General features: G+C 52.4%; 11 protein-coding genes and 1 pseudogene. All 12 read right to left on the reverse strand.

Going from position 1 to position 10,289, the window contains the following annotated elements; translation table 11 throughout:
- A complete protein-coding gene (locus PFRI_RS06540; protein WP_072629900.1) occupies window positions 1-630 on the reverse strand; it encodes an urease accessory protein UreF in 630 nt (209 codons plus the stop codon).
- On the reverse strand, window positions 620-1,087 hold the full coding sequence (locus tag PFRI_RS06545; protein ID WP_072629901.1) for an urease accessory protein UreE: 468 nt from the start codon (window positions 1,085-1,087) through the stop codon (window positions 620-622). The genes PFRI_RS06540 and PFRI_RS06545 overlap by 11 nt, the downstream gene beginning before the upstream one ends.
- On the reverse strand, window positions 1,087-2,826 hold the full coding sequence (ureC, locus tag PFRI_RS06550) for an urease subunit alpha (protein WP_072629902.1): 1,740 nt from the start codon (window positions 2,824-2,826) through the stop codon (window positions 1,087-1,089). The genes PFRI_RS06545 and ureC overlap by 1 nt, the downstream gene beginning before the upstream one ends.
- Window positions 2,826-3,131, reverse strand: coding sequence for an urease subunit beta (locus PFRI_RS06555; protein WP_072629903.1), 306 nt, complete (start codon window positions 3,129-3,131; stop codon window positions 2,826-2,828). Before PFRI_RS06555 ends, ureC begins: the two co-directional genes overlap by 1 nt.
- Before the next feature lie 9 nt (window positions 3,132-3,140).
- Complete coding sequence (locus tag PFRI_RS06560) at window positions 3,141-3,443, reverse strand: urease subunit gamma (protein WP_072629904.1); 303 nt, start codon at window positions 3,441-3,443, stop codon at window positions 3,141-3,143.
- A 3-nt stretch (window positions 3,444-3,446) separates the two neighbouring features.
- Window positions 3,447-4,280, reverse strand: a complete 834-nt coding sequence (locus PFRI_RS06565) for an urease accessory protein UreD (RefSeq protein ID WP_245812305.1) — start codon at window positions 4,278-4,280, stop codon at window positions 3,447-3,449.
- A 268-nt stretch (window positions 4,281-4,548) separates the two neighbouring features.
- The gene (locus tag PFRI_RS06570) at window positions 4,549-4,923 is read right to left on the reverse strand and encodes an IS66 family transposase (RefSeq protein ID WP_170124851.1); all 375 of its coding nucleotides are present in this window, start codon (window positions 4,921-4,923) and stop codon (window positions 4,549-4,551) included.
- A gap of 105 nt (window positions 4,924-5,028) precedes the next feature.
- Window positions 5,029-5,262, reverse strand: a pseudogene (tnpB, locus tag PFRI_RS21500) (IS66 family insertion sequence element accessory protein TnpB); the annotation flags it as partial.
- A gap of 419 nt (window positions 5,263-5,681) precedes the next feature.
- Complete coding sequence (locus tag PFRI_RS06580) at window positions 5,682-6,374, reverse strand: hypothetical protein (RefSeq protein WP_072629906.1); 693 nt, start codon at window positions 6,372-6,374, stop codon at window positions 5,682-5,684.
- The gene (locus PFRI_RS06585) at window positions 6,355-6,927 is read right to left on the reverse strand and encodes a hypothetical protein (RefSeq protein ID WP_139292101.1); all 573 of its coding nucleotides are present in this window, start codon (window positions 6,925-6,927) and stop codon (window positions 6,355-6,357) included. Before PFRI_RS06585 ends, PFRI_RS06580 begins: the two co-directional genes overlap by 20 nt.
- A gap of 490 nt (window positions 6,928-7,417) precedes the next feature.
- Window positions 7,418-8,593 carry a phytanoyl-CoA dioxygenase family protein gene (locus tag PFRI_RS06600; RefSeq protein ID WP_072629909.1) on the reverse strand — a complete coding sequence of 392 codons (1,176 nt, stop codon included), beginning with the start codon at window positions 8,591-8,593 and terminating at the stop codon, window positions 7,418-7,420.
- 194 nt (window positions 8,594-8,787) lie between these two features.
- Window positions 8,788-9,822: a GSCFA domain-containing protein gene (locus tag PFRI_RS06605; RefSeq protein WP_175549233.1), complete on the reverse strand. Its 1,035-nt coding sequence runs from the start codon at window positions 9,820-9,822 to the stop codon at window positions 8,788-8,790.
- Window positions 9,823-10,289 lie beyond the last annotated feature (467 nt).

Here is a 10,289-nt window from a genome sequence, read left to right on the forward strand (position 1 = left end):
CTAGCTCCGAAAGATACGTGAATACTGGGTTTCGTGCTGCATAGCGACGATGTCAGACATCCAAGCAGCGTTGTGAAGGTCATCCAAGGTCGCGTCGCGCAATTGCGCGGCAATTTCCGTGCAAAACGGTTTCAGCGCGGCTTGCACTTTTTGACCATCAACTTGGCCCAAAGGAACCAAGCGCATCGCGGCGGCGATCAGATTGCCAAGGGTAGCTTGCAGATACATCGCAGTTGCGAGCTCAACATCAAGATCCAACTTGGCGGCGATCCCTCCAACGGCGACAGGATAGCAAAGCCGCCCGAGATCATGCCCCCAGACTGCCAAAACTGTTTCGCAAAACGCGGCCCCTTGCAGGTCCGTTTCCATTAACCTTTCAGAAGAGGAGGCAAAGGCACGTGCGCTGGCATCAATCAATGGATCAGCTGATCCATAAGCCGCATTCAACAAAACCGCATCGGCGCGCAGGCTGCCCTGCTCTAACAAAGCCAGAAGCCAGTCTTGCAAACTATCAGCGTCCTCAATCAACCCGTCATTGATCGCCGTTTCCAAGCCATGTGAATAGGCGAACGCGCCCACAGGAAAGCTGGGGGATAATAATTGCGACAGGGTTAGAACATCAGTGGTCATGGGCGCTATGGCCGTGTTCATGGCTATGCGTGCGCCCGTGGCCATATGCGCCCCCTTCGGGAGTGAAGGGTTCATGAACGACGGTAACAGTTGCCCCGAGGTGTTCGAGCATATGTCCAATCACAGGGTCGTTTTGGATCAGCAAACGCTCTTTTTCAATCTGGCAGGGCGTATGACGATTGCCGACGTGCCATGCGAGTTGCACCAAGTCACCCCTCACTTGCAATAATGCTTCTTGAGCCGCAATGATTTCGATAAAGCGCCCATCGTTCAGCTCGAGCGCATCCCCATGATCCAGTGATGTTGTATGTGCTAGATCGACTAGAACGGTTTGATCGTCAGCCGTCTTTAGAACCTTACGGCGCAAAAAGCGTTCTTCGTAAGTCAGAACGCATTGCTCAAAAGGATTCGACCAAGACCCGGCTTTACAGATCGCGTTTGCAACAAAATCAACCATCAGAACAAGAAGTACCGTTGCGCCATTGGCAGTTCAGTTGCTGGCTCACAGGTCAATAGTTCCCCATCCGCGCGCACCTCATAGGTTTCTGGATTCACTTCCATATGTGGCGTTGCAGAGTTGTGGATCAGATCAGACTTGCCAATGTTACGAGTGTTTTGCACAGCTACAGTCTGTTTGGCCAATCCTAGCTTGTCCCTGATCCCATCAGCTTGCGCAGCCGCGGACACAAAGCAAACCGCCGAGTGTTCGACCGAACGTCCGAATGCGCCAAACATCGGGCGTGAATAGACAGGCTGCGGTGTCGGAATTGACGCGTTCGGATCACCCATTTGCGCGCAGACAATCGTTCCCGACATCAAAACCATTTCAGGTTTCACCCCAAAGAACGCGGGATTCCATAACACGAGGTCAGCGCGCTTGCCCTCGGATATGCTGCCAATCTCGCCGCTGATGCCATGGGCGATCGCTGGGTTGATCGTGTATTTCGCAATGTAGCGACGCACACGGAAATTGTCGTTCTCGCCAGTTTCTTCGGGCAAACGTCCGCGTTGTTTCTTCATTTTGTCAGCGGTTTGCCACGTGCGGATGAGCACCTCGCCAACGCGCCCCATGGCTTGGCTATCGGAGGCGATGATCGAAAACGCCCCCATGTCGTGTAGAATGTCCTCTGCTGCAATCGTCTCGCGCCGGATGCGGCTCTCTGCAAAGGCGACATCCTCAGGGATAGATTTGTCGAGGTGATGACAGACCATCAGCATGTCGAGATGTTCTTCGAGCGTGTTAACCGTGTAGGGCCGCGTTGGGTTTGTCGACGAAGGCAAAACATGCTCTTCCCCGCAAATCTTGATAATGTCTGGGGCATGACCACCCCCTGCCCCCTCAGTATGAAAGGCGTGGATCGTGCGGCCCTTCATGGCGGCAACTGTGGTTTCCACAAAACCGGATTCATTCAAAGTATCCGTGTGGATCATCACCTGCACATCCATGTCATCGGCAACGGACAAGCAGCAATCAATCGCAGCAGGGGTGGTGCCCCAATCCTCGTGTAATTTCAACGCGCATGCGCCGCCTTTTACCATTTCGACCAAGGCATCAGGTTGGCTGGCATTCCCTTTTCCAGCAAAGGCGAGGTTCATTGGAAAAGCATCCGCCGCCTGCAACATCCGTCCAATGTGCCACGGACCCGGCGTGCATGTGGTGGCCAATGTGCCATGCGCGGGGCCGGTACCACCGCCAAGCATCGTGGTCAGACCAGAGTGCAACGCATCCTCGATCTGCTGAGGGCAGATGAAGTGAATATGTGAATCAAACCCGCCAGCGGTCAGGATGCGACCTTCACCCGCGATAGCTTCGGTACCGGGGCCAACAATAATGTCGACACCCGGTTGAGTGTCAGGATTGCCTGCTTTGCCAATCTTGTGAATGCGCCCGTCACGCAGGCCCACATCGGCTTTGTAAATGCCCGAATGATCAACGATCAGTGCATTGGTGATGACGGTATCAACAGCACCCGCAGCACGGGTTGCTTGCGATTGCCCCATGCCATCGCGGATGACTTTACCGCCACCGAATTTAACTTCTTCACCGTAGGTCATGCCGTTGCCGCCATTGGTGCGCTCGGCCGTTAGGTCGCGCTCGACCTCGATGATCAGCTCGGTGTCGGCGAGACGAATTTTGTCGCCAACCGTCGGGCCAAACATCGCAGCATAATCTGCGCGGCTGATTGAAGTGGCCATCAGAGATCTCCCATGACTTTATTGTTGAAACCAAAGATGCGGCGCGCGCCTGATATTTCGATCAAGTTCACTTCACGGCGTTGACCAGGCTCAAAGCGCACGGCAGTACCAGGCGCGATATCAAGGCGGTGGCCATGCGCCGCGCTGCGATCAAAATCCAAAGCTTCGTTGCATTCGGCAAAATGATAGTGACTACCGATTTGCACAGGGCGGTCGCCTGTATTGGCCACCATAATCGTAATCGCCTCGCGATCTGCATTTAGGATCAGTTCGCCATCTGCGGGAAAAATCTCTCCGGGGATCATGGGGTGCTCCTATCTGATCGGGTTGTGGACAGTGACGAGTTTCGTGCCGTCGGGAAATGTGGCCTCGACCTGCACGTCGTGGATCATTTCGGGGACACCCTGCATACATTGATCACGGGTGATAACATGCGCGCCAGCTTCCATCATGTCGGCCACAGAACGCCCGTCGCGCGCGCCCTCAACAACGGCATCCGTGATCAGCGCAATCGCCTCTGGATAGTTCAATTTCACCCCCCGCGCCAACCGCTTGCGGGCCACCTCAGCAGCCATTGCGACCAGCAGCTTGTCTTTTTCTCTCGGGGTCAGTTGCATGGGTCAAAGTCTCCAGTTTTTGGGCACGGCGTTATTGGTAAGAAGGGTCAATATTGGCACAATAGCAGTTCGCAAAACAAAGCTGTCGGCGGCCAAAATGCGCACAACAAGGGTCGTATCGCCCAACAGGCTCGCACCTGCACAGGCAGGCAGAAGAGCGCGGACCTGATCTAGCAGAGGTTTTGCGTTTGGATCGACCATTACAATGTTTGCCATCGCCCGCGCACCGTTCGCTATGGCTGTACGGCCAAGTTGAGAGGCTATGTCACCGTCAAGTTTGATACGATCGAGATAGATTGGCTGCGCGTCAATCGCGATACAAACACGATCATTCAAGGCACCAGATCGCAAGGTTTCCCCCGAAGCTTCGCGCCCGAAAACCAACGGTTCAACCATCAGGAATTTGGCATTAGCGTGCAGATCAACGTCAAGGCGACGCTTCAAGCGTGATCCGTCAAACAGGATCGTCTCTTGGGGAAGCCAGTACATCTGCGCATCTTTTTGAACGCTCAATGACGTTTTCATCAAACCTGCGGTCTTGTCCGGCGCACGATAGATGCGTTCGGCGGCTTGAGTTGTAAGGCTGAGACCTGCGTTTTCATGGGCGACAGCAGTTGTTGAAAAGTTATCACCCCCCGTCACACCACCCGCAGTATTGATGATCACCGCCTCAACATTTCCGCTGATGGTGCGCGGAAAAATAGCACGGTACGAGCCTTGCTGGCGCAGGTTTTTCAGCCGTGAGACACCGCCGACATCCTGTTGAGCACTTATGTTCAACACCCCATGTGCGCGCTGAAGCTTCTGCTTTGGAGCGATAGGAAAATGTGCGGTCACGCGAGCCTCTTTAGATTAGTGAGGATCATGGCCCGATATTACGAGAGGGGCAAGCAATGGGGAAATATCCAATATCGTACGCGGAATTTATGAATAAACGCACATATTTTAAGCATTTTTGCGCGAAAAATAGGCGCTTGAAGAAATTACGCGCAGATCCCTTTCTTGAAGCTGAATTTATAAACAGCCAGCCCAACTTAGTTAAAGGCGCGATCAAGATGAAGGATTTACTCAGGCCGACCTTACTTAACCAACGGCATTTCATAAATCAGAAATGGGCTGGCACTCCTTGCATGGTGCGCACCACACCACTATCCCGACGCCAATCTACGCTGGCACCGGTCATATCGACCTGCTCTTGGCCAAAGTCACAAACCGTTCCAGTTTTTGTTCCTTGCGCGCTTGCAGACCCACTGACTGTAACACCGCGAATTGTAGCTTCATCCCTTACTCTTACCGCCGCGATGGCTGTCTCGGTATCCTCAAGCGCCAACTGATATTGGTCGGGATCGACGCTCTCAGACTTTGTGCCAAACGGTGCTTGCTTGAAGTCCGAGACCCGCTTCTCCAGCCGTTCGATACGGTCTTCCTTGCAGTCGGTGATGGCGTCGCGATCAGCAACGCGTGCGTCAGAGGCACGCAAAAGCGACTGCAACGTCGCAACATCGGTGGGAAGATCGGTAGGTAAATCAATGCGTTAGGGATAACAAAACCGTCCGGTCAGCACCGCCTGAAAACCCGACCTGATTCACTCTGCCGCAGCCAGTGGCGTGATTGCCCGAGCCGTTACTCGCCGCCAGTCGAGCCCTGCAAAAAGCGCCTCAAATTGCGCCGGATCAAGCCGAATCACACCATCCTTGATGGCAGGCCATTTGAATTGGTTCTGCTCTAGCCGTTTGCAGGCCATCATCAGCCCCGACCCATCCCAGAAAATCAGCTTCAGCCGGTCTACCCGCTTGGCCCGAAACACATAAACCACGCCATCAAAGGGTTTGTGCTACAGATGGCTCTGCACCAGGGCGGCCAACCCGTCATGTCCTTTGCGGAAGTACACGGGTTTGGTCGCCACGAATATCTTCACCCCATAGGTCTGATGGATCATAGCGCCGCTGCGATCTCAGCGACCCGCGTCACTGGGGTGGCCGCGCGGGTCAATAACAATACCAAACTTTGTGAGAAACTCAGAAGGCATATCCATGGAGTTCATCCGTGAGAAAGTACATCACGGTCATGGCTCGCAGATCAAACGCTCTCAAGGAAGGTGGGGCCAGAACTACGCTTACCATTAAACTATCAAGAAACTGAGATTTATACATAACGCTTCATGAAAGGGGGTATTTTGCCTTACGACAAAGCATCGATTTTAGGACGCATACGCTAAATCTGTGAGACGCAGTGTTGTCAGCTAATTCCGCTTGTGGTTTGCGCCTCATGCGCCGCTTTTGCAACGCGGGGAAGCAACATCTCGAAGTGCTGATACAAAAGCATTTGGCCCGCGTTTTGAACGACCTCAATTTCGATCCATGGATAAGCTTCGCGATATTCCGCAACAGTTGCGACATCCACAACAGGGTCTTCAACGCCGTTCACAAACCAAGTCTTCGTCTTTTGCGTCGCGCGGAGTAGGTCCGCCCAGGGACTTTCGCAAGCTAACATCTCCATAACGTAGGCCTGTGCACCGTCTCTTTCTTTGCCCATCAAAAGTTCGCAATTTGAGACCAATACATCAACGAGCGCTTGGTCTTTATCCAGCTCCATATCTGCGGGCGATCCCTGTTGGGTCTTGAAGTACATCGTCTTGACGCCAACGCGCCTCGACAGCGACATTGCCGCTTTGATCGTAAAATGCAGCAAATGCGGCGCGTGCCTCGCGGTTGAAGTGAAAAACCTATGCCACGCCCCCATGCCCGCATAATGTAAGTCGCCCTCCAACGGCGCGCGTGCGCAAATGCCAATAATCTCACTGATCATATCTGGATGCTGTTTGGTAAAATCAGCCGCAAAAATCAGATCGTTGCCCTGCGTAAGATAGGGAAGTCGGTTGACCCCAAGGTGCTCTAACAAAAATAGTGTATCATCGCGGATGGTTTCCAAGATATCTGCATTCGGGTCTACTGGCCGTTATCACAATCGCAACAAACCATTGCGCATAGACATTTGTAATGTTGAGCAACGTCAGCAAGGGCGTCAGCACTAAAATCTCCATCTGCCCCGTAGTGATGCTAAGGCCCAGCGCAAAAACCGTCAGAACACCCAGCAACTTTCCTAGCCACGCATTTACGCCACCAAAGATCAGCATCCCGACAAAGTTTAGGAATGCAAAGTAGAGCCATTCTTGATCACCGCGCGACGCCCCATCACTGGCCGCGATGAACGGCAACGTGCCAAAAACACATATGTAGATCAGCAGCGACGTACCAATGACGGACCACAAGTCGAGCGACGCGCGCCGAAAGTACACAAGAACACAGGCGGCCAAGACGGGGCCAATTGTCCACAACTCCAACCCCACCTGTTGCGGAATGCTATCATGATAGCCTTGGGGGATTAGACCCCCCTTGGTTGCCAAATAGACGGCCATTCCCACGGTGACGCTAACGATCACCTGAATACGGAAATATCGGTGCTTATGAGTGACTCCAAACATCAATATCGTTCCACCTCTTTGCGATGCTTGCCAACCTTAAGCCGCAAACCTTCCATCCTCGCCCTTTTCGGCTTGGCCCAGCGCGGCTAGGCTTTCCATCAGGGGTTCTACTGTGACGGCCCTGCCCCGCACGAAGCGGCGGGCGATTTGTTCGGGGGTGGCTTCCCCCATGTCCGACAAGGCTTCGCGTACGGCGGCGATTTGGTCGGGCATGGGACAACGAATTGAGCGGCTTTGGTCTGAGAATTTATCCAACGAGTCGGAAGGTCTACGTGGTGCAATACAAGCTACACGGACGCACCCCCCGCAAGATCGTGGGCAAGCATGGTGTCGTAACCGCGAATGAAGCCCGCAAGGACGTCAACCAGACGCATAATGTTAGCGGAGATAGGAAGCCCACTGAAGACTGCCCACCAAAGAATTAGAGCGACAAAAACCGTCAGGTCACCGTTAAAAACTCAAAATGGCGTCAAGCAGATGAAGCCTTAAATCAAGCGTCACGTTCTTTAACGAAATCTAGTACGTCCTGACTGCCCTTAAATCCGCTTTTTAGCATGTGCTTGTGATAATCAACGCCTAGGCCAGATTTGATCGGTGCCGCAGCGCGCTTAACCGTATCCGAATTTGCCTCTGCATAGGACGACACGAAAAACGCTCGTGGACCAGTCAAATACTCACCACAATGCAGCATCGCAGAATTCGTAACCATGACGTCACCAGGGTCCGCATAAGCCCATGAAATATGTCTTTCGATGTTATCGGCTGCGAAGAAATCTCTGGTCACACGGGTTTGACGCACGGTTTCGCGATGTTCGTCGAACCACGCAGTGTCATGTTTTACCCCGACCCGCTTTGTGGCCGCTGCGAACTTTTCCTGATCATGGGAAAATGGAATATATCCAAATGCCCCGCCGCCTGCGTCACAGTAATGCAAGACCCGTACAATACGCTTTTTAGGGTTGGTGAAAGCGTAGTCCGACTTTGGATCTTCGACCAACGGTCGGTAGTCACGGTGAAGTCCGCGTGCAGAGTAGTGCACAGCCACGGCCGACCCGAACTCAAAACACTTCTCCCCCAAAATTCCATGAAGGACATTCATGAGGCCCTTGTTCGCAGCAAACGGCCAAAAACGATCATCATTGAGCACAGGTGCGCCGCCTTTTGCCCACTTCTTCTCGCCTTTAACCACTTTATTGAAGTCTCGCGTCGTCAAACCCGAGAAGTCTTCACAGAGCTTGGCCAATTTTTGGGACTGCTCCTCGGAATACAGACGGCGGATTTTTACAATCCCGTACCGATTGTACAGATCAACAATTTTCTCAATTGGATCAGTGATATCGGCGACACCACAGGTCTGGATAAGGCTAAATGGGTTCGTCCCGCGCGAAAACTCGTCATAGACATGACCGATCGGTCGCCTTGCCCGCGAGGATGGGTAGTACGTCTCATCGGCGTTGGCACCTGTGGTTGCAGGTTTGTTACCAATCCGTGCGGCAACCATTTTCGCAGCAAGCTCAGCGGCATTTTTAGCAGTAGCTTCCATGGCGACCTGGCTGGCATCATGTTGCGAGGCAAGTCGTTCGTTTGAGTCCGCGGAGGCCTTATCGACGGCCTTCTTAATCGCCCGATCGACAACCCGCTGCACCTTCGCTTTAATTTTAAACATGAAACCGTCCGATCTGTTAAACTTCGAATTTATTTACCGAGGCCACACACAACCTGCGATATAATATTTAGCTGCCTCATGCAGTATTACTACCCAGAAATATTGACCATCCACGACATGCTACATGTCCATCCGCCGACTTTTCGTCGGTTTAGCGGCAGGGACCGCCAAGCTACAATTTTGCGAAGAGCCCGTCATGCACCATCCGGCTTAGGTGCAGCCGCAAGCTGCTTGATACCATCAACCGATGTGTAATTTTTCGGAAGAATTTTTCTCGCGACATCCGCAGTCACCTTGGTGCGCGCATATGCTTCCGCCATATTGCTGACAATAACGCTGACAAGGTCATCGCGGACATGACCCAAATCATCACGCCAAGCTAGCGTACGATCAGACAACGTCACGCTTTCATAACTTGGAAAATAGTCAACTTGATCGAACTCGTAGGAAATATGCTCCGCAACGGTTCGTAAAACAGACTTGGAATAAGTGTTCGCGGACAATACATCCTTTTGGGTAAATGTTGCCAAGAGAGGGACAGGAGACACCGTTAGCAAGATACGCAAATCAGGGTGGCCATGTTTCGCCAAAATCGACATCAATCGCTTCGTGGCGGTGTACAGTTCCTCAAATGATAGCACGTGAAGTTCAAAACGGTCTGGTTCAAGCGAGGCATTATATTGCGACAAAGCGCGATTCAAATAAATTCCGGTTTTCTTATCGAACCAAGCTTCAACAAGACCCAGCGTAAAAACGACAACTCGACAGTCCTGCGAAAGACGGAATGTGTCAGTAATTTCTTGGCGACGCTCGTATGCCCGCTCTGGTGACACATTGATTTTCGACATCAACTGCCCATCGATAACAGTCCCGTCCGCCTGCGGTAAAAACGTCTCTGAGGAGTCTGGCATTTCGTCCGGTTCGAAGGCCCAAAGAAACTCATTCAACATAGATTGAGGCGTGAATTTATTCATAAATCCATCAAGCGGCAGGTTATTAAGCTCTTTAGGTACGTATTCTCTGCCTGGCAAATTATAGCCTAGACGCGCAAGGTGCTTCTCCACATTTCGCGCGAAGCAAGACCCAACGGTAAAGACCTTTTCCGCTGGTTGTAGTTTGAAAGATGGCTGTAGGTTCGGCTGACAAATGGGTTCAAGACGTGTCGGCACCTCAGATCGAGCCGGCCACCGTGAGCCTGGATTCTTACGAAGATTTGACCACGCGGCCATTGCGGTTAGACTTTCGAGGGGCATGGCTTATCCAGATTTTATCAAACAACTGTGGCTTCTTGCGAGTCAATATAAGTCTTAACTCCTCCTGTCAAATGCCCAATATCTTCACGCACAGTCACAGGGTCGCGCGTCCTTGAAAATATATCAGAAGTTGCTTTTAAAGGGGATTATGTGTGGCTTGCCCCTTGGAGCTGAATTTTCCGGCCACGCATCTCGGCAATGCGCTGAAGTATGCCCTCTTTCAGTGCGGTGTAATGACGGTTGAAGATGCTCTGATATGACTTGTTCGCAATATGAGCTTCCGGACACAGGGCGTCATCCAACTTTTTGATCTGAGACTGTTTACCAAAACCAGCCGTTCAGACGAAGTGCAGCATTCGTCACTTCGGGCTCTCGGACTAAGCCGCTTGCGCGGCAGTGGCGCTTGTTGCGGTCGTTCTACTTCCTGATCTGACGTTGTTTTC

Origin of the sequence: Planktotalea frisia (genome assembly GCF_001890925.1) — a bacterium.
Lineage (GTDB): Bacteria > Pseudomonadota > Alphaproteobacteria > Rhodobacterales > Rhodobacteraceae > Planktotalea > Planktotalea frisia.

Excerpts from the sequence above, each read along its gene's own strand:
- PFRI_RS06555 (WP_072629903.1), bottom strand. The coding sequence starts at position 3,131 with ATGATCCCCGGAGAGATTTTTCCCGCAGATGGCGAACTGATCCTAAAT.
- PFRI_RS06605 (WP_175549233.1), bottom strand. The coding sequence starts at position 9,822 with ATGGCCGCGTGGTCAAATCTTCGTAAGAATCCAGGCTCACGGTGGCCG.
- PFRI_RS06545 (WP_072629901.1), bottom strand. The coding sequence starts at position 1,087 with ATGGTTGATTTTGTTGCAAACGCGATCTGTAAAGCCGGGTCTTGGTCG.
- PFRI_RS06585 (WP_139292101.1), bottom strand. The coding sequence starts at position 6,927 with ATGTTTGGAGTCACTCATAAGCACCGATATTTCCGTATTCAGGTGATC.
- PFRI_RS06560 (WP_072629904.1), bottom strand. The coding sequence starts at position 3,443 with ATGCAACTGACCCCGAGAGAAAAAGACAAGCTGCTGGTCGCAATGGCT.
- PFRI_RS06600 (WP_072629909.1), bottom strand. The coding sequence starts at position 8,593 with ATGTTTAAAATTAAAGCGAAGGTGCAGCGGGTTGTCGATCGGGCGATT.
- PFRI_RS06540 (WP_072629900.1), bottom strand. The coding sequence starts at position 630 with ATGACCACTGATGTTCTAACCCTGTCGCAATTATTATCCCCCAGCTTT.
- ureC (WP_072629902.1), bottom strand. The coding sequence starts at position 2,826 with ATGGCCACTTCAATCAGCCGCGCAGATTATGCTGCGATGTTTGGCCCG.